Below are 19,909 nucleotides of genomic sequence, written 5' to 3' on the forward strand. Positions count from 1 at the left end.
AGACCAGCAAATGTTTCAGCGGAATGTGCCGGGCGCCTTGAATAACAGAGGCTGCGGCCGCACAGGTCGACACTGCAAGCTATCAAAGGTAAACAATTGCGGGCGTTCAATCACGTAGCCCTGAGCGTAATCCACACCGATCTCAAGTAAAGCCTGTTCGATGTGCGGCGTTTCAACAAACTCGGCAATTGTGCGTTTACCCATGACGTGGCCGATGTGGTTGATCACTTCGACCATGGCGCGGTTAATCGGGTCGTCCAGCATATCCTTTACGAAACTTCCATCGATCTTCAAGAAGTCTACAGGTAAATGTTTCAGATAAGCGAATGAGGACATTCCGGCGCAGAAGTCATCGAGTGAAAAATGGCAACCTAAGTCTTTGAGTTCATTAATAAAGCGAATTGCACTGCGCAAATTGGCGATAGCGCAGGTCTCAGTTATTTCAAAACAAATCATTTCTGGCGGAACGCTGTAAGCCGCGAACTTCTCGCGTAAAAAATCGAGAAAAGCGTCATCACCAATAGTTATGCCTGACAGATTAATCGCACACATAGCCATGGGCCGGCCCGGACGCTCATGCATGCAACGGGCAATGAGGTTGAACACGTTGTCCACCACCCAGCGATCCAGGGAACTCATCAACCCGTAACGTTCAGCGGCCGGAATAAAACTGTCGGGCAGGATGATCCGGCCGGACTCGTCGTGCAGGCGCAGCAGGATTTCAATGTGCCCACTGCCGGCGTCGGTGTGCCCCAGGGGCGCGATTTCCTGGGAGTACAGGCAAAAGCGGTTTTCTTCCAAAGCCATGTGCAGGCGTTGCACCCAGGCCATCTCGCCGAAGCGCAGGGACAGTTCGGAGTCGTCGGGGTGGTAGACCTGCACGCGGTTGCGGCCCTTTTCCTTGGCCATATAGCAGGCCATGTCGGCGGCGCGCAGCGACGTTTCCAGGGTGGTCGGGGTCTGTGAAATATGCACCAGGCCAATGCTGACGGTGGTCATGAATGGCCGGCCCTTCCACACGAAATGCAGGTTCTGCACGGTGTGGCGCAGGCTTTCGGCGATTTTTTCCGCCACCGCCGCAGGACAGTTCTCCAGCAGGATACCGAACTCGTCACCGCCCAGGCGCGCCAGAGTGTCGCCCTCCCGCAGATCCGATTGCAGCAGTGCGCAGATATGCCGCAACAGCTCGTCGCCTGCCGCATGGCCGCAGGTGTCGTTGACCAGCTTGAACTGGTCCAGGTCGAGGAACATCAAGGCATGCCGCCCGTTGTGCTCACGCCCGACGTGTTGCAGCACCTGTTCCAGGCGGAACTCGAACTCACGACGGTTGGCCAGGCCGGTCAATGCGTCATGGGTCGCCTGCCAAGACAGATTGGCGATGTATTGCCGTTCCTGGGTCATGTCGTGCAGCACCAGCACCGCGCCGCTGACTTTGCCGGCACTGCGGATCGGCGCGCCCACCAATGTCACCGAGACGGTGCTGCCGTCCAGGCGCTGGATGGTTTTGGAGTGTTCGCTGCCGCCACTCAAGTGGCCCTTGGTGATGTGTTCGATCAGGGCGAAACCATCGGGCTGGGCATTTTCATCGAGTAGGTTGAACAGTGCCGCCAGGGGCTGGCCGTGGGCACGGGCCGACGCCCAACGAGTCAGTGCCTCGGCGGCCGGGTTCATGTAGGTAATGGCGCCATCGACATCGGTGGTGATCACGCCATCGCCGATCGACTCCAGGGTGATCTGTGCCCGCTCCTTCTCGACTTGCAGGGCATCGGCGAAAGCGTGCCGCTGCGTCAACAACTTATAGGTACGCAGCAGCGCCAGGGCGATCAGGCACAGTGCCGTGGCCAGGTTGGTGATCAGCAACAGCCGCAGGATAAAGCGCGAGCCTTCCCCCAGGGCATCGCTGAACGCCTTGGCCGCGGGTGTTACGCCGTCGTTGATGGCAAAGATTTGCGCCTTCCATTGCCGCACATTGTCGTCACGGACCTGGCCGGTGGTGATCGCCCGGTGCATCGCCTGGGCCAGGTCGTCCAGCTGGACCAGGTAGCCATCGCCCACGGCCCACAGCTCAATGGCTTTTTCCAAGTAACTGAAATGGCGAAAGTTGAGATACAGCCAGATCACACTGGAGACGTCATCCGGGTGGTTGCCGCCCTTGATGATCCCCAGGCGCGCCGCGTTGAGGTCGGGGGCCGGGCGGTCCAGGGCGATACGCAGCTCATGCCCGCCCTGGGGCACAGCAATCGCTTGCTGGTATTTGAGGTAGGTGGCCTCGTCGCGATTATCGGCGTACAGCGTCAGATAGTAGATGGCGTCTTTCTGGCCCTTGGACCACAGACTCTCGCCAGCCACATAGACGCGCACCGCTGAAAGCACATATAGACTGATGCAGCCTAATAATGCCTGGAACAATACGACGGCGATAAAGGGCCAGACAATGCCCAACAGCCTTGGCGTTCCGAGAGTCCGCTTCTGCTTCATGAAGTCCCTTGCACATGCACAGCCAAATACGCACGCGAACATCCGCTCCTGATAGCACAGCGTAGGCTAAATCAACGCACTTGTTGCAAGTGTCCGTAAAGTTTGGCGTATAGGCCGCCATCAGCGATCAGTTGCTGATGGTCACCGTCCTCGGCGATATGCCCACCGTCGAACACCAGTACCCGATCAGCTTGTTTCACCGCCGAGAGTCGATGAGCAATGATCAGTGTAGTGCGCCCACTGAGAAACCGCGCCAGCGCCTGGTGCAGGTTGTACTCGGTGGCAGCGTCCAGGGCCGAGGTCGCCTCGTCCAGGATCACCACCTTGGGCTCGGCCAAGACCATGCGCGCAATCGCCAGGCGTTGGCGCTGGCCGCCGGAAAAGCGCACGCCGGAGCGCCCCACCACACTGTCCAGGCCCAGTGGCAAGGCCTTGACGGTCGCGTCCAACTGGGCGATTTCCAGCGCCTGCCAACAGGCCTGGTCACTGCGATTGCGGCCCATGGTCAGGTTGGCACGCACGGTATCGTTGAACAGCGCGGGGTGTTGCAGTACCACCGCGACGTGCTCGCGGATGGTCTCCAGGCCGATTTCCTGCTGGGTTGCACCGCCAAAACGAATACTGCCCGCCTGCGGTGTGTACAACCCCAGCAGCAGTTGCACCAGGGTACTTTTGCCACCGCCGCTGGCGCCGACAATCGCCACCTTCTCACCGGGTTCGATGCTGAGGTTCAACTGGTCGAGCACCCGCTCTTCGCCATAGCCGAACGTCAGGCCACGCACGTCAATGCCGACCGTTTCGCGCCCGGTGAACGGGTCTGCGCCGCCGGCATATTGCGGCTCATCGGCACGGGCGAGCAGCTCGTTGATCCGCGTCAGCGCCCCGCCCGCGGCGTAGTAGGCGTATTGCAGGTTCAGCAACTGCTCCACCGGGCCGATCATGAACCACAGGTAGCTGAACACGGCGAGCATCTGGCCGATGGACAGATCGGAAAACAGCACGGTGAGCATGGCCGCCGCGCGAAAAATGTCGATGCCGAACTGGAACAGCAAACCGCTGGCGCGGCTGGAGGCGTCGGTTTTCCACTGGGAGTGAATGGCATAGTCACGCACTTCCCGGGCCCGCTGGCCGAGGCGGCCGAGGAAAAAGCCCTGGCGATTGCCCGCACGGACCTCCTGGATGGCGTCGAGGGTTTCGGTCAACGCCTGAGTGAAGCGCGAGGTGCTGTCGTTTTCCAGTTTCTTCAGGTGCTTGACGCGCTTGCCCAACTGCACCGTGGCATAGATCACCAGCGGGTTGAACAGCAGGATCAGCAATGCCAGTTGCCAGTGCATCCACATCAAAATCGCCGAGGTGCCGACCAAGGTCAGCATGGCCACCAGGAAACGGCTGAGGGTTTCGCCGACGAATTTGTCCAGCGTATCCAGGTCGGTGACCAGGTGCGTGGTGACGGTGCCGCTGCCGAGGCTTTCGTATTCGCCGAGGGAAATACGCTTGAGCCGCTCGATCAGGCGCACGCGGATGCGGTAGACGATGTCCTTGGCCAGCCGCGCAAACAAGCGCGCCTGCACCACGTTGAACACCAGCGCAGCGCAGCGCAGGGTCAGGGTCACCAGCAGCATCAGGCCGATATAACCGGCAGCTTTCTGCCAGCCCAGGGGCAGCGCGTGGTTCATCACCTTGAGCGCGGCATCGCCATGGCCCAGCAGCACTTCATCAACCAGCAGGGGCAACAGCAGGGGGATGGGCACGCTGCACAGGGTCGCCAGCACGGCGACGCCATTGGCGACCCATAGGGATTTTTTGTGACGCAAGGCCAGGCGGCGTATTTCCGCCCAGGTCAGTCGATCGACGTGATGGGTGGGCTCTGCGTCAGGCTGATCAGGCACAGGCAGCTCGCTCCAGCCAGCGGGCGAGCAGCGGCGACAGCGCGGACAGCGGCTGGTAGCCGTTGGTCAGCAAAGCCAACTGGCCATTGCGCTCAGCCAGCAGCGTCGGAAAACCGGCGATCCCCAAATCCTGCACCCAGGTGAAATCGGCGGCGGTGGCGGCGTGCTGTTCGGCACGGTCAAACGCCCCGGCGAACTCAATGCGCGGTATGCCGGCTTTTTCAGCCAGCTCCACCAGAACACTGGCGAGGGTCACGTCGCGCCCCTCGACATAAAACGCATGCTGGATCAGCCCCAGCAGCTTCCACGCGCAATCCGGCGCCAGGCTGCGCGCGGTGACGATGGCGCGGCACGCCGGCTCAGTGTCGTAGACAAAACCGTCAGGCAGCGCGCCGTCACGCTTGAACGTCTGGCCGGTGGCGTCGGTGACCGCCTGCCAGTGTTCCAGGATGTAGCGCCGTGTCGTCGGCTCCAGCGCCGCGCCACTGCCGGTGCGCAAGCCGCCCACCACCAGGTGCAGCTCCACACCGGCCGCCTTGGCCTGCTCGACCAACGCCTCGGCCACCGGGGCAAAGCCCCAGCACCAGGAACACATCGGGTCCATCACATAGAGCAGGCGCGCAGACATGGCTCAGGCCTCGGAAGGGGTTTGCTTGTAGTTGAAGCCAATCGGGTGCGGCATATTGCGGGCCTTGGCCAGTTCAATCTGCTTTTGCCGGTCGATCGCGCTGCGACGGGTTTTCTCCGGTAGCTTATCCCAGCAATGTGGACAACTGATGCCCGCCACGTAGTGCTCGGATGCACGATCTTCCACACTAACCGGTGTGCGGCAGGCATGACATTGATCGTAGTCACCTTCGCTCAAGTCGTGGCGCACGGTCACACGGTTGTCGAACACAAAGCAGTCGCCCTGCCATTTGGTCTCGGCCTGCGGCACCTCTTCGAGGTACTTCAGGATGCCGCCCTTGAGGTGGTAAACCTCATCGAAGCCTTCGCTGAGCATATAGCTGGAAGCCTTCTCGCAACGAATGCCGCCGGTGCAGAACATGGCGACTTTCTTGTGCTTGGCCGGGTCGAAGTTGGCTTTGATGTAGTCGGGAAATTCGCGAAAACTGGTGGTTTTCGGGTCGATCGCGCCTTCAAAGGTGCCGATGGACACTTCGTAGTCGTTGCGGGTGTCGATCAGCAGCACTTGCGGGTCGCTGATCAGCGCGTTCCAGTCCTGCGGGTCGACGTAGGTGCCGACTTTTTTGTTCGGGTCGACGCCTTCGACGCCCAGGGTCACGATCTCTTTCTTGAGCTTGACCTTGGTGCGATAGAACGGCTGCTCGTCGCAGTACGACTCTTTGTGGTCGATATCGACCATGCGCGGGTCGTTCTTCAGCCAGGCCATCAGGCCATCAATGCCTTCGCGGCTACCGGAAACGGTGCCGTTGATGCCTTCTTCGGCGATCAGCAAGGTGCCTTTGATGCCGTTGTCGACCATCGCCTGCAGCAAGGGCTCGCGCAGGGCGACGTAATCTTCGAGGGTGACGAACTTATACAGTGCCGCCACGACAATCGGTTGAGTCATGGGTGTTCTCTCCAGGTGGCTACCCTCGTAAGGGGTGAACCGGATGCAAAAAAAACGCGCCGGCTAAGCGGCGCGTTGCGGATTCTATCAGGGATGAACCGTTAACTGTAGGAGCGAGCTTGCTCGCGAAGGTCGTGAACGATGACACGGATAACCTGACGCCCAGCGGCGCTCTGAGTTTTTTCGCGAGCAAGCTCGCTCCTACAGTAGATTCAACATCAACCCGTCAATGGCCGCCGGCGCAGGTCGGCGAGGCCGGGGCTGCGTCGATTTTCGCCCATTCTTCAGGCGTGTAGGTATGCAGCGCCAGCGCGTGAAACTCGCTCATCAGGTCACCCAGGGTGGCGTAGACCTTCTGGTGGCGCTTGACGCGGTTAAGCCCTTCGAACTGCTGGCTGACCAGCACGGCCTTGAAGTGGGTCTGCAACCCACGGCTGTGCATGTGGCTTTCGTCCAGCACGCTCAAGTGGTCCGGGCCCAGGGCGGCAAGCGCCGTTTCGATACGCTGTTGCATGGTCATTCCTGCTTACTTCTTCTTGGCCGGAGCGGCGGCTTTAGGTGTCAGCTCGTTGGTCATGTCTTCCAACAGCTTGTTCACCACCGGCACGGCGCTTTCCAGCTTGGCCTGGGTCATCTGGGCCGATTGCTGGGTCAACTGCGGCATTTTTTCCAGGACTTTCTTACCCAGTGGAGACTGGTAGAACGCAACCAGGTCCTTGAGCTCGGATTCGCTGAAGTTGCTGGTGTAGAGCTTGACCATGTCCGGTTTCAGTTTTGGCCAGCCGATGGCTTGGTCCAGGGCGGCATTGGCCTTGGCCTGGTAGCTGTCCAGTACGGACTGCTTGGCGGCCGGCGCTTTGGTCTGTTCGAAACGCTGGGCGAACATTTGCTGCACTTGCATGTACACCGGGGTCCCCAGCTTGTCAGCGTGGGCCAGGGTAAGGAAGGCTTCGGCACTGGCGTTGTGGCTGGCGGTATCGGCAAAAACCTGGCCGCTGGCGCAAACCAGAGCAACCGCGGTACAGATGGCACGAAGACGAGTCATCGAGTTTCCTTTTCTAGCAGGCGAGGTCAGACCCCAAGGGCGCCCATTCTGCGCCTAAAAAACCTCGCGGCTCAACCCCAGGCCCTGTCGGGCCTGGATTTGCGGTGGATGAATCCGATGAGAAGTCTTTTAGGGAACCCACTGGGTCGATCACGGCCTAAACTGCGCAAACGAACCTGAAGGAGTGTGCCCGATGAGCCGTATCGAAACCGACAGCCTGGGAGAAGTCCAAGTCCCGGATGACGCTTACTGGGGTGCGCAGACCCAACGCTCACTGGTGAACTTCGCCATCGGCGAGCAGCGCATGCCCCTGGCGGTACTGCACGCCCTGGCCCTGATCAAGAAATCCGCGGCGCGGGTCAACAGTCGCAATGGCGACCTGCCCGCCGACATCGCTCGCCTGATCGAGCAGGCCGCCGACGAAGTGCTCGACGGGCAGCATGACGACCAGTTCCCACTGGTGGTGTGGCAGACCGGCAGCGGCACCCAGAGCAACATGAACGCCAACGAAGTGATCGCCGGGCGCGCCAACGAGCTGTCGGGCAAGGCCCGCGGCGGCAAGAGCCCGGTGCATCCGAACGATCATGTGAACCGCTCACAGAGCTCCAACGACTGCTTCCCCACCGCCATGAGCATCGCGGCGGTGCAGGCGGTCAACCAGCAACTGCTGCCCGCGATTACCCACCTGTCCGGCGGGCTGGCGGAATTGTCGGCACGCCATATGAAGCTGGTGAAGACCGGTCGCACCCATATGATGGATGCCACGCCGATCACCTTTGGCCAGGAACTCTCGGCGTTCATCGCCCAGCTCGATTACGCCGAACGCGCGATCCGCAGCGCCCTGCCCCAGGTGTGCGAGCTGGCCCAGGGCGGCACCGCCGTCGGCACCGGGCTCAATTCACCCCACGGCTTTGGCGAGGCGATTGCCGCCGAGCTGGCGGCCTTGTCGGGCCTGCCGTTCGTGACCGCACCCAACAAATTCGCCGCCCTCTCCGGCCACGAACCGCTGGTGACCCTGCACGGCGCCCTGAAAACCCTGGCCGTGGCCCTGATGAAAATCGCCAACGACCTGCGCCTGCTGGGGTCCGGCCCGCGCGCCGGGCTGGCGGAAGTCAAACTGCCGGCCAACGAACCGGGCAGCTCGATCATGCCCGGCAAGGTTAACCCGACCCAGTGCGAAGCGCTGTCGATGCTCGCCTGCCAGGTCCTGGGCAACGACGTAACCATCGGCATTGCCGCCAGCCAGGGACATTTGCAGTTGAACGTGTACAAACCGGTGATCATCCACAACCTGCTGGAATCGATCCGCTTGCTGGCCGATGGCTGCAACAATTTCCAGGAACACTGCATCGCCGGCCTCGAACCCGACGCCGAACAAATGGCCGCGCACCTGGAACGCGGGCTGATGCTGGTGACCGCGCTCAACCCGCACATCGGCTACGACAAGTCGGCGCAGATCGCCAAGAAGGCTTACGCCGAAGGCCTGACCCTCAGGGAAGCCGCGCTGGATCTGGGCTACCTGACCGACGAACAGTTCGACCAATGGGTACGCCCGGAAAACATGCTGGAGGCCGGACAATAAGCGCATAGCACGTGCTTTTGCTTTGCTCTTGCTCTTGCTCTTGATCTGCTTTTGATCTTGATCTTAGGCGCCCCGTAAAACCACGCTGGCCGAACGCAGGTTTGAATCCGTGGGTAACCCGGCAGGACGCCGGGTTAGCCGTCCTGGGCCAGGGATGGCCCATGACGGCGGCCCACGGATTCAAGCCTGCGTTCGGGCACACCGAGCCTAGGCGAGGTGCCGAGTGGTGGGGCAAGAGCGTTTTGCTTACTTTTGCGCTTTTCAAAAGTGAGCCGCCGTAAGGGCGGAACCCATAGCGGCCATTACCGCAGGAACGGATATGTACCCGGTCAACCGAAAGAACATGGTCGGCCCAGAGGCCGCCATCGGGGGCAAGCCCCCTCCCACATTTGGAACGAGGTGAACCTGTTGGATATGTATCCGCAAGCCCCCCTCCCACACTTAGGCCCGCGTACACCCGATAAAAACACCTGGGCCAATCAAGACGCCAACCGCGCCCGCCGCGCCTTGAGCCCCGCAAACAACGACGGCGCCAACGCCACCATCGCCGACCCCAACACCACCACCAACGCCCCCACATACCCCAGCGCATTGATCTGTTCAGCCTGCACAAAATCCGGCCACCACCACGCCGCCAAGGCCACTGCCACAAACGTCACCAACGGCGTCAGCGCCAGGGTCGCACTCACCCGCGAGGCTTCCCAATGGGCCAGGGCCTCGGCAAATGCGCCATAGGCCACCAGCGTGTTCATGCAGCACGCCAGCAGCAGCCAGCCTTGCACCGGGCTCAGTTGCAGGGCCTCCAGCGGATGCGCCCAAGGCGTGAGCAACACAGCACACGACAGATAGATCACCATCATCACCTGCAACGAATTCCACACCGTCAGCAATTGTTTCTGGCCCAGGGCGTAGAACACCCAGATCGTCGTGGCGAGCAGGATCGTCAGCACCCCGGCGGTGTAAGTGCCCAAGGACGTCAGCAACTCCACCAGACGCTGGTTGAAGAACAGGCCAAAGCCGATGAGCAGCGCCACCAGGCCCAGCACCTGGCCCAGGCTGAAGCGTTCTTTAAATACAAACACGCTGGCGACCATCAGGAAGATCGGCCCCATCTGCACCACCAGTTGCGCCGTGCCGGGGCTGAGCATGTTCAGGCCTACCAGGTACAGCACGTAGTTGCCCACCAGGCCGCACACGGCCATTGCGACCAGCCAACCGCCGCGCGGCCCGAGCACGCGCACGCTGGGCAACCGCTTGACGGCGGCGAGATAGACGAACAGGCAACTGCCCGCGACCGTCAGGCGAAACCAGGTGACGGTAATCGGGTCCATCACTTGCAGCACTTGCTTGAGTTTGATCGGGAGAATGCCCCAGAGCAGCGCGGTCAGCAGGGTCAAGCAAAAGCCGTAGACCCAGCGGCCGGAAGAGATGTGCATGCGCGCCCCAGAAGCCAGAGGAAGTGGAACAGGCATTCTAGGGGCAAGGACACCGATTGGGATACGCCGCCATTCAAATGTGGGCTGGCTTGCCCGCGATAACGGAGTGTCAGCCAAACACCCGTTATCGCAGGCAAGCCAGCCCCACAACGGACTCAGCGCACAGCTTCGAACAGCCCGGTCGCCCCCATGCCGCCGCCCACGCACATAGTGACGACGCCATAGCGCAGATTACGCCGCTGCAACTCACGCACCAGGTGCCCGACTTGCCGCGAGCCGGTCATGCCGAACGGATGGCCGATGGAGATCGAGCCGCCGTTGACATTGTATTTGGCATTGTCGATTTCCAGGCGGTCGCGCGCATACAGGCATTGGGAGGCGAACGCTTCGTTGAGTTCCCACAGGTCGATATCCGCCACCTGCAAGCCCTTGGCCTTGAGCAACTTGGGCACCGAGAACACCGGGCCGATGCCCATCTCATCCGGCTCGCAACCGGCCACGGCAAAGCCACGGAAAAACGCCCTGGGCTTGAGCCCCAGCGCCAGGGCTTTGTCCAGGCTCATCACCAGTGTCATCGAGGCGCCGTCGGACAATTGCGAAGAGTTGCCCGCCGTCACCGAACCGTCTTCGGCAAACACCGGTTTCAAACCCTGGAGACTGGCCAGGGTGGTGTCCGGGCGATTGCAGTCGTCACGGTCGACCACACCGTCGAGCACCTGCACCGCGCCGCTGTTCTTGTCCTCGACGGCGTACTTGACCGCCATCGGCACGATTTCATCGTTGAACAAACCATCGGCCTGGGCCTGGGCGGTGCGTTGCTGGCTTTGCAGGGCATACCGGTCCTGGTCCTCGCGGCTGACGTGATAGCGGCGCGCGACGATTTCGGCGGTCTGGCCCATGGGAAAATAGAGGCCCGGCACCTGTTCTTTGAGCAGCGGGTTGATCAGGTTGTCGGTGTTGACGCTTTTCATGGTCAGGCTGATGGACTCGACGCCGCCGGCGACAATGATATCGCTGCAGCCCGAGGCGATCTGATTGGCCGCGATGGCAATCGCCTGCAAGCCCGAGGAACAGAAACGGTTGAGGGTCATCCCTGCCGTGCCGGTGCCCAGTTGCGACAGCACCGCGACGTTGCGCCCGATGTTGTAGCCCTGGGCGCCCTCGTTGGAGCCCGCGCCGACGATGCAATCCTCCACCGTCGCCGGGTCGATGCCATTGCGCGTCAGCAGCGCGTTGACGCAATGGGCCGCCATGTCATCCGGCCGGGTCTGGTTGAACTTGCCGCGAAAGGATTTGGCCAGGCCGGTTCGCACGCTGTCGACGATCACTACTTCACGCATGGGGCTACCTCGATCTTGTCGTTGTTGGGAGATGGACCGAGGATAGATCCAGGCCTGCCCAACCGCGACGATCATTCACCCCGTCTATAGGCCTACTTCTTCTTGCCTTTCTGGTCGTGCTTGTCGGACTTGGCGAACGCCTCTTCCAGCGCCAGGTTGATGGTGCGCAACACCTTGACCCGCGCCCAGCGCTTGTCATTGGCTTCGACCAGGGTCCACGGTGAAACCTCGGTGCTGGTGCGGTCGACCATATCGCCCACGGCGGCACGGTATTGATCCCACTTATCGCGGTTGCGCCAGTCGTCGTCGGTGATCTTGAAGCGTTTGAACGGGATCGCTTCGCGGGCCTGGAAGCGCTCCAGTTGGGTCTGCTTGTCGATGGCCAGCCAGAACTTGACCACGATCACCCCGGCATCGCGCAGTTGCTCTTCGAAATCGTTGATCTCGCCATAGGCGCGCATCGAGTCCATCGGCGTGCAGAAGCCTTCGATGCGCTCCACCAGCACCCGGCCGTACCAGGAACGGTCAAACACGGTGAACATGCCCCGCGCCGGAATCTGCCGCCAGAAGCGCCACAGGTAAGGCTGCGCGCGTTCGTCTTCAGTGGGCGCGGCGATCGGCACGATTCGGTACTGGCGAGGGTCGAGGGCCGCGGCGACCCGGCGGATCGCGCCCCCTTTGCCGGCCGCATCGTTGCCTTCGAAGACCGTGATCAACGCGTGCTTGCGCATGCGCTTATCGCGCATCAGGCCGGAAAGACGCGCCTGCTCGGTGATCAATTGCTCTTCGTAATCGTCTTTTTCCAGGCTCAGGGTCATGTCCAGACTGTTGAGCAGGCTCACTTGATCCACGGCCGCCGGCAACGGCGCCGGGTTCATGCCGCTGACTTTGCCCTTGGGCTGCCTCAGGGCGTTTTGCAGGCCTTCGAGCAGAATCTTGCCCACCGTGAGGCTGCGATAATTGCTGTCGACCCCTTCGATCACATGCCAGGGCGCGTAGTCGCGGCTGGTGCGGCGCAGGATGCGTTCGCCGAAGTGGACGAACTTGTCATAGGTCTTGGACTGCTGCCAGTCCAGCGGGCTGATCCGCCAACTGTGCAGCGGGTCGTCGGCCAGGGCCTTGAGCCGCGCTTTCATCTGTTTCTTGGACAGGTGAAACCAGAACTTGAAGATCACCGCGCCTTCGTCGCAGAACATCTTCTCCAGGCGCTCAGCGCCGGCGATGCCCTGATCGAGCCGCGCGTCCTTGATATCGCCCTGCACGCGGCTTTGCAGCATCTGGCTGTACCAGTTGCCGAAGAAGACCCCCATGCGGCCTTTCGCGGGCAACTGCCGCCAGTATCGCCAGGCTGGCGGATGGGCCAGCTCTTCGTCGGTCTGCTGGTCGAAGGTGCGCACTTCGATCAGGCGCGGGTCCATCCATTCGTTGAGCAGCTTGACCGTCTCGCCCTTGCCAGCGCCTTCGACGCCGTTGATCAGGATGATCACCGGGAAACGTTTCTGCTGTTGCAGCTCGAACTGCACTTCCAGCAAGGCTTCGCGCAGGGCCGGTACTTCGGCGTCATAAGTGTCTTTGTCGATGGCATGACCGATTTCAGCGGATTCGAACATGAGCAGCTCCGTTTCAAGATCGCTCAAGACTAGCGGATTGGGCAGCAACACGCGGCAGGAAATTCCACGCTCGCTTGCCATGGATCAATTCATTGCCGGTTGATCGGCTAGAATGGCCGCCTTGCCTTTGCCGAGTCGCCCATGAACCCTGTAACCCACGCCCAGCTCGACTGGGATGACCAAGGTCGCCCGCACTCGCGGGTCTTCGACGATGTGTACTTTTCCGACCAGTCGGGCCTTGAAGAAACCCGCTATGTGTTCCTCGAACAGAACCGTTTGCAGGCACGGTTTGCGGCCTTGCCGGCGGGCGGGCGCCTGGTGATCGGCGAAACCGGGTTCGGCACCGGGCTGAACTTTCTCTGCGCCTGGCAACTGTTCGAGCAACACGCGGTGGCCGGCGCACGCCTGCATTTTATCAGCGTGGAAAAGTACCCGCTGAGCCACGCCGACCTGCAACGCGCCCTGCTGCTCTGGCCGCAACTGCAGCCGTTCGCCGCGCAATTGCTGGCGCAGTACATCGCCATCCACCCAGGCTTCCAGCGCCTGGTGCTGGATAACGGCCGCGTGACCTTGACCCTGCTGATCGGCGATGCGCTGGAGCAGTTGCCGCAGTTGGATGCGCAGATCGACGCGTGGTTTCTCGACGGTTTCGCCCCGGCGAAGAACCCGGACATGTGGACCGCCGAGCTGTTTGCCGAACTGGCACGCCTGGCGGCCCCGGGGTCGACCATCAGCACCTTCACCAGCACCGGCTGGGTGCGACGCCTGATCAATGCCGCCGGGTTCAAGATGAAGCGCACGCCGGGCATTGGGCATAAATGGGAAATCCTGCGCGGTGAATTCCTCGGTTGGCCGGCCGAGACGCCGTTGCCTGCCGCGAGCAAACCGTGGTTCGCGCGCCTGGCGCCGCTGCACGGCGAACGCAGCGCCCTGGTGATCGGCGGCGGCCTAGCCGGCTGCACCACGGCGGCCAGCCTCGCCGCGCGCGGCTGGAACGTCAGCCTGCTGGAGCGCCACACCACCCTGGCCGAGGAAGCCTCGGGCAACCCGCAAGGGGTGCTGTACCTCAAGTTGTCGGCCCATGGCACGGCCCTTTCGCAATTGATTTTGAGCGGGTTCGGCCACACCCGGCGCCTGCTCGAACACCTGCACCGAGGCGTCGACTGGGACGGTTGCGGCGTGCTGCAACTGGCGTTCAACGCCAAGGAAGCCGAGCGCCAGGCCCAGTTGGCTGCGGCGTTTGCCCCAGGCCTGCTGCATCCGTTGGACCAGGCCCAGGCCCAAGCGCGCGCCGGTGTGGCGCTGGAACACGGCGGGCTGTTTTTCCCCGAGGGCGGCTGGGTACATCCGCCGGCCTTATGCGAATGGCAAGCCCGGCACCCGTTGATCAACGTGCTGACGCATCACGAGGCCCTTGAGTTGCAACGGGTCGACGGGCAATGGCAAGCCCTGGCCGGCGACACCCTGCTGGCCAGCGCCACGGTGGTGGTGCTGGCCGGCGCGGCCGAGATCAAGCGGTTCCCGTTCAGCGCCGAGCTGCCCCTCAAGCGCATTCGCGGGCAAATCACCCGCCTGGCGCAAACCCCAGACAGCCAGGCGCTGGCCACCGTGGTCTGTGCCGAAGGCTATGTGGCCCCGGCGCGCCTCGGCGAACACACCCTGGGTGCCAGCTTCGACTTCAAGAGTGACGACCTGGCGCCGACAGTCGCCGAGCATGTCGGCAACCTGGAGATGCTGCGGGAAATCTCCGTCGACCTGGCCCACCGCTTGAACGCCGACACACTGGCCGCCGATCAACTCGAAGGGCGCGCCGCGTTCCGCTGCACCAGCCCGGACTACTTGCCGATTGTCGGGCCGCTGGCCGATCACGCCCTCTTCGACCAGGCCTATGCCGCGCTGCGCAAGGATGCCCGCCAGGTCCCCGAGGCCGCCTGCCCGTGGCTCGACGGCGTGTACATCAACAGCGGCCACGGCTCACGCGGCCTGGTGACCGCGCCGCTGTGCGCTGAATTGCTGGCGGCCTGGCTGGACGATGAACCCTTGCCGCTGCCCAAAAGCGTGGCCGACGCCTGCCATCCGAATCGATTTGCCTTGCGTGCATTGATCCGCGGCACGGGCGGGTCATAACAACGGCAGCGGGCAGGCGGTCAGCGCGCCGGGCTTGAGCGCCTCTACGGTCTGACGCCGGATCTCGGCGGACTCAACCTGGTTCCGCTCCTGCAAAATCACGTTCATCTGCTCGCGGTAGTCGGTATCGCTCAACGTCTCGCCCTGATCAAACACCGCCTGCATCCGTTCGTCGAACGGCGCGGTCAAGCGCCCGAGCGACACACTGTTGGCCTTCTTCAAATAGCCGGTCCACACCGGCAGTTCGACCAGGTAATTCAACAACTCGGATGATTCCTCGGCCGCCCGCACCTGGTCAGCGGCAGCCCTCAAGTGCAAGGGTTTGACCTCACTCAAGCTCTCGAAACGCATATCTCGGGGTTGGCCCGGCAAGTCAAACGTGTCGGCCAAGCCTTTTCGAAAGGCCAGGCTCACCTCCAGCGGGTCGGCGCTGGGGTGTTCGTCGCTGTGCTTGCGGGCAAAACGCTCAAGCCGGTCGAGCCGAAACAATCCCCGACTTAAATGCAGCAGCGGTTCGGCGGTCAACTGACCGCCCTCGACGGCTTTCGAGGCCTCGTGAATATGCGTCAGCACCTCCAGATTGCTGAAACTCGCGGCCGCGGCATCGTCACAATTGAGCGGCGTGGCGGCGCGGTCAAAGACCTCCTGGCGCAAGGCGGCATCGTGTTCGGCCGACTCCAGCACCCACCACACGCGCCGGCTCATGTCCTCACGGACCGTATTGGTATCGGCGGCGCCCCCCAGCCCGGCCAGTAGATGGAACAGCCCATCGGAGCCCGGTTCCGCCTTGAGCGCGCTCCAGGTGGCCTGTTTGCTGGTGAACAGCGTGCCCACGTCCGTCAACCAGAGCTCCTGCGCCCTTTGCTCGGTCATACGGGCAATATCATCTTCCAGAAAGCCCATGCCCACACCGACACGGCTTCGGTAGCGACTCAGCAACTGCCGACTGGCAGCATCCAGGGGGTTGCCCCCAAGGTTAAGCGTGCGCGCAACCCCGCGCGGGACATCGGCCAGCCATTGAGGCAACGCCGTGATTCGATTGCCACGCAGGTCCACCGTCTCCAGGTACGGTGGCCTGCGCAGACCGCCCGGCAGTTCCCTGAGCGAGCAGCTATTGAGGAACAATGTGCGCAGATCCAACATCCGCCCCACCGTCGGCGCGTTCAGCAGCGGGTTGTTATTCAGGTCCAGTAGCCGCAGTTCGGTCAAGCCCGCCAGGGTCGTGCGGGACGCCTCGGTCAGTTGCAACTGGTTGTCGCTCAGGTACAAGCGCTGCAACCCGGGCATCTGCTCCAGCGTCTGCGGCAGGTCGGTCAGTGTGTTGCCCATCAGGTCGAGCGTCTGCAGGCCCTTGAAGTGCTCAAGGAACTGCGCAACGTCATTGTTGAGCGCCATGTGCTTGAGCGACAGCACTCGAACATGGGCGAAATCAACTTCGGCAGGCAACTGAGGCAACGGGCCAGCCACCATGCCGTCCAACTTCAGGCCAAATACCTGCCCCTCCTCATTGGGCAGCAGCGTCTTGCGTTTCCAACTGCGCTCAATGGACTTCATGACCGATTGGCGCGCCGAGCGAAAATCCTTCCGGGCAGAACGGGACATACCTTTGGTCGCCGCCTTGTCGTCATACCAGCGCTTCAACGTCAGCAGCAGCACCTTGAGTTGGCCTTCCAGCCCTTTGACCGCCTTGGCGCGCGACACGTGATCCGGGCCCAGGTCGTGCAGCAACCAGCCGAGCTGGCGTGAGTCGAGCTTGGGGTAGAGCTTGCGCCCCTTGCGCATCAACGCGGCCGGCTGCGTCGGCGGATCTTGCCGTACCGCCTGAATGCATGCCAACGCCGGCTTGGGCTGCGGGCGCTGCGGCCAGAGGTAACGCGCCAGCGTCTTGCGCTCCGCTTGCGCCCTGGCCAGCAGCTCATGGCGCAAGAACGCGCCGCGCTGTGCGCTCGTCAGTTTCAGCGTGGCCAGTTGATCGGTCGACAACGTATCCGTCAGGGCCTGGTAAAACCCCTCTTCGCCGGAAGCGAGCGGGGCCAACGCCTTGCCTTGCCCATCAAATGCCTGACAGCCCCGGGCCGTTGTCACGACGGTGCGGCGCAACGCCGCGTCCGGCGCGCCCTGTTGCGCAATCAGCTCGCCCGTGAGCGTTTCGCGGCGCACTTGCAGCGACATCGCCTGCGGCCAATCGGGCACTCGCGCCAGCAGCCCGACAGCCAGCCGCTGGGTGGCTTCGCTGCCTTGGCGCGGCCAGTACAAACCACTGAACGCCTGATCTTCTTCAAGCAGTTGCAACGCCTCGCGGGTCTGTTGCGCCAACGCCAGCGGCACCCGACCGGACTCACGCAACCGCCCGAGTTCCACGCTCGGTGTCCTGGACAGCAGCTCCCAGGCGATGCGATTGGGCAAGCGCGGATAGCGCGACTTGAGCAAGCCATGATCGCTGTGAGTGATCACCTCGGCGTCCTGATACAGCTGCTCGCACACCTGCCGATGAGTGAGATCGAGCGAGGCGAGCAAGCGTCGTTTCAAGGTCGCCTCAGCCGCGTCAGGTTCAACCACGCCGCCGAGCAATGTCTGGGTTTCATCGGCGTCCAGCGCGGCGAGCAGCGTTGGTATGACCTCGCCGTCTTCCAACTGTCGCTCGGTGATGTGGATGCTCATGTCTTCATAATTGAAGGGGGCTACGTCCGGGTAGCGCCCGAGCAGGTTGCCCTCACGGCTCAACACTTCGAAGTAGCGCCCGCTGGGCCAATCGGCCATATGCGGCAAGGCGAACATCTGGGTGCGTGCCGTACTGGTATCCAACTGTGCCTGATGTTCAAGCTGCCAGGTCAGGTCACGCACTTTTTGCTCTTGTATGAAACGCACCACACCGTCCCTGAAGCGCTCCGGCAATGGCAGGTTTTCCGCCGCCAGGTAGCGCAACTCGGACAACGACAGGTCGGCAATGTGCGCAATCTCGTTCAAGCGCTCATCGCTCAGCGCACCCAGCGCGGGATGCAAGCGCTTGATGATGTAGGACCGGTTTTCCCACTCTTCGGGCCGCTCCCACTCAAACCGCCAACCGCCCATGGAATTGTGCTCAAGCACCGGACGATAGGCCTCGCCGCGCTGTGGGTGCAGGGCGCGCCACTGCTTGGTGCCGGCGTCGAAGACCATCGAATACACCCCGCCTTCGATCTTGACGTAGAACCTCCCGTTGACCTGATACACACCCGCGCCGTTGGCCACGCTGCCGGCGATCACTTCCGGGGGCTGACGATAGGCCTGGGCCCGACGCCGCCATAACCCCGTGCTGTCGTCGGGCCGCTTGACGGCCTCCATGCTGTCAAAAAAATCCACCGGCCGGGTGATCAGGCGCTTGGCTGCGCTGAACACCTTTGCACCTGCCGCAAACAGAGCCATCCCCGCGATGCTTTCAGCCACGTTGACCAAATGCCCGAGCGCCTCGGCTTTTTCACGATGATTCCAGTCGTCAGTGCCCTCAAACACTTCGCCCAGTAACTGGCCGATGCCGACCCCCATCATCAAGGCCCCCAACCCCGGCACCACAAAACCGGCGACGTTGAGCACGGTCAAGCCGGCGTCCAGGTAGTTCTGCAGGCGCTTCCGGCGCGCGTCTTCATCCGCCTGCGCCGTGGGCACCGCCAACAGGTGCGCGTCGAGCAGCAGCTTGCCGGTGCCGACGTTGAAAAAGAACCTCGACAGGTTGCCCGTCTCCGCCACCGGTTCCAGACGCGCCAGGGTTCGGCTACGGTCAAATCGCTGGAAAAAATCGAAGCGTTCCGACTCGTCCAGGTAGCCGGTAAAGAAGCGCCGATAGGTCTGCACCTGGAGCTTGAGCGTCAGGTACTGTTTGAAGTCATCCAGCGACGGGTACTCGTACCAGGGGCGTATCGGTTCATTGGGCATGTACAGCACCACCGGGCCCGAGGAAAAACCATCTGTCGAGGCGTGGGCCAACACCATCACGCCCCACACGCAGCTCCCGCCGATATTCAGCCCCTGCCAGACCAGCGGCTTACCGTGAAACAGCAGATGCTGCATCTGCTCGGCGGGGGCATCCGCCTTGATCAGCGCCTGCAGCACCGTGTAGGTCGACTGGCTGATATCGCCCTTGGCATACGCGAGGTGCAGATCGGTCTGCATGTCCATGCACCTGGCTTGCCCCAGGGTCGAGACGGTTGGGTTGTAACTGCGCGCAGCCGCCGCTGAGTTGCCCGAAGCCGGCAGATTGAACACCTCCCGCAGATGCCGTTGATAGGCGGCACCGAGGTCCAGCTCCCGGCAGTAGCCCACGAAGGTTTCGGCGCTGAGGCCTTCAATGACCGCCTGCCCCGCACGAATGACCGAGCCCTGCTCCATCCCGCCGGGCTCGGCAAACGCCTGCGGGAAGTTCTGCATGGCCGCCTGCAGCAGGCTGTGTCGCTCAGTCTTGATGACCTCGATCGCCGGGCCGACCGGGGCTTTCATTTTGAAAGAACGCTGAGGCACATCCAGCGTGTCGCGCTCGATATCCAACGACGCATGCCCCTTGCCCGCCAGAAACGCCTTCAGCCGCTCGGCGCAAAAAACCTTGAGCGGTTTGACCCGCGCCAACAGGCGCGCCGCTCGTTCGTGAGGGTGCTGGCTGTGTTCATGGGCGTTTTGCAGGGCCTGGCGCGTCTGGCTATCGGCGTCTATCCACCAGGCGGGCAACGTCTCTTGCAGCACCTGGGCTTTGTCCAAGTCCGCGGTGATCTCCAACAGCGCGGCGGTGACTTGTTCTTGCGTCACCGGCGCGGCGGTTTGAGCTGAATCCTGTGATTCGGCCATCGGTAGCCTTCCTT

At 62.4% G+C, this 19,909-nt stretch carries 12 protein-coding genes and 1 pseudogene; 3 read left to right on the top strand and 10 right to left on the bottom strand.

What is annotated here, in order from left to right:
- Nucleotides 1-15 precede the first annotated feature (15 nt).
- From J2Y83_RS19605 to trhO, 4 genes are all read right to left on the bottom strand, one after another.
- Nucleotides 16-2,478, bottom strand: coding sequence for an EAL domain-containing protein (locus J2Y83_RS19605; protein WP_253397612.1), 2,463 nt, complete (start codon nucleotides 2,476-2,478; stop codon nucleotides 16-18).
- Between the two features lie 71 nt (nucleotides 2,479-2,549).
- Nucleotides 2,550-4,367 (bottom strand): ABC transporter ATP-binding protein, encoded by a 1,818-nt coding sequence (locus J2Y83_RS19610; RefSeq protein ID WP_253397614.1) that lies wholly within the window; start codon nucleotides 4,365-4,367, stop codon nucleotides 2,550-2,552.
- Nucleotides 4,360-4,995: a DsbA family protein gene (locus J2Y83_RS19615; protein ID WP_253397616.1), complete on the bottom strand. Its 636-nt coding sequence runs from the start codon at nucleotides 4,993-4,995 to the stop codon at nucleotides 4,360-4,362. Before J2Y83_RS19615 ends, J2Y83_RS19610 begins: the two co-directional genes overlap by 8 nt.
- A 3-nt stretch (nucleotides 4,996-4,998) precedes the next feature.
- Complete coding sequence (gene trhO / locus J2Y83_RS19620) at nucleotides 4,999-5,940, bottom strand: oxygen-dependent tRNA uridine(34) hydroxylase TrhO (RefSeq protein ID WP_198717591.1); 942 nt, start codon at nucleotides 5,938-5,940, stop codon at nucleotides 4,999-5,001.
- 86 nt (nucleotides 5,941-6,026) lie between these two features.
- Between trhO and J2Y83_RS19625 the strand changes: the two are divergent.
- A pseudogene (locus tag J2Y83_RS19625) lies at nucleotides 6,027-6,149 on the top strand (outer membrane lipoprotein carrier protein LolA); the annotation flags it as partial.
- A gap of 17 nt (nucleotides 6,150-6,166) precedes the next feature.
- Here the strand turns inward: J2Y83_RS19625 and J2Y83_RS19630 are convergent.
- A complete protein-coding gene (locus tag J2Y83_RS19630) occupies nucleotides 6,167-6,460 on the bottom strand; it encodes a BolA family protein (protein ID WP_198717590.1) in 294 nt (97 codons plus the stop codon).
- A gap of 6 nt (nucleotides 6,461-6,466) precedes the next feature.
- Nucleotides 6,467-6,985, bottom strand: coding sequence for a DUF2059 domain-containing protein (locus J2Y83_RS19635; RefSeq protein WP_010567461.1), 519 nt, complete (start codon nucleotides 6,983-6,985; stop codon nucleotides 6,467-6,469).
- Between the two features lie 193 nt (nucleotides 6,986-7,178).
- Here J2Y83_RS19635 and J2Y83_RS19640 point away from each other — a divergent pair, with 193 nt between their 5' ends.
- Entirely contained in the window at nucleotides 7,179-8,567 is a 1,389-nt protein-coding gene (locus J2Y83_RS19640) for a class II fumarate hydratase (protein WP_198717589.1), read from the top strand.
- Between the two features lie 479 nt (nucleotides 8,568-9,046).
- Here J2Y83_RS19640 and J2Y83_RS19645 read toward each other — a convergent pair whose 3' ends face one another.
- The 3 genes from J2Y83_RS19645 to pap form a co-directional block, all read right to left on the bottom strand.
- Nucleotides 9,047-10,003 (bottom strand): DMT family transporter, encoded by a 957-nt coding sequence (locus tag J2Y83_RS19645; RefSeq protein WP_198717172.1) that lies wholly within the window; start codon nucleotides 10,001-10,003, stop codon nucleotides 9,047-9,049.
- 155 nt (nucleotides 10,004-10,158) lie between these two features.
- On the bottom strand, nucleotides 10,159-11,343 hold the full coding sequence (locus J2Y83_RS19650; protein WP_198717173.1) for a thiolase family protein: 1,185 nt from the start codon (nucleotides 11,341-11,343) through the stop codon (nucleotides 10,159-10,161).
- A 92-nt stretch (nucleotides 11,344-11,435) separates the two neighbouring features.
- On the bottom strand, nucleotides 11,436-12,953 hold the full coding sequence (gene pap / locus J2Y83_RS19655) for a polyphosphate:AMP phosphotransferase (RefSeq protein ID WP_198717174.1): 1,518 nt from the start codon (nucleotides 12,951-12,953) through the stop codon (nucleotides 11,436-11,438).
- A 141-nt stretch (nucleotides 12,954-13,094) separates the two neighbouring features.
- Between pap and mnmC the strand changes: the two genes are divergently transcribed.
- The gene (gene mnmC / locus J2Y83_RS19660; RefSeq protein ID WP_253397618.1) at nucleotides 13,095-15,080 is read left to right on the top strand and encodes a bifunctional tRNA (5-methylaminomethyl-2-thiouridine)(34)-methyltransferase MnmD/FAD-dependent 5-carboxymethylaminomethyl-2-thiouridine(34) oxidoreductase MnmC; all 1,986 of its coding nucleotides are present in this window, start codon (nucleotides 13,095-13,097) and stop codon (nucleotides 15,078-15,080) included.
- On the opposite strand, the gene J2Y83_RS19665 is transcribed toward mnmC, so the two are convergent.
- Nucleotides 15,075-19,895: an NEL-type E3 ubiquitin ligase domain-containing protein gene (locus J2Y83_RS19665; protein ID WP_253397620.1), complete on the bottom strand. Its 4,821-nt coding sequence runs from the start codon at nucleotides 19,893-19,895 to the stop codon at nucleotides 15,075-15,077. The two genes, mnmC and J2Y83_RS19665, sit on opposite strands and share 6 nt — an antisense overlap.
- Nucleotides 19,896-19,909 lie beyond the last annotated feature (14 nt).

This window comes from Pseudomonas marginalis (assembly GCF_024169655.1).
Taxonomy (GTDB): domain Bacteria; phylum Pseudomonadota; class Gammaproteobacteria; order Pseudomonadales; family Pseudomonadaceae; genus Aquipseudomonas; species Aquipseudomonas paraveronii.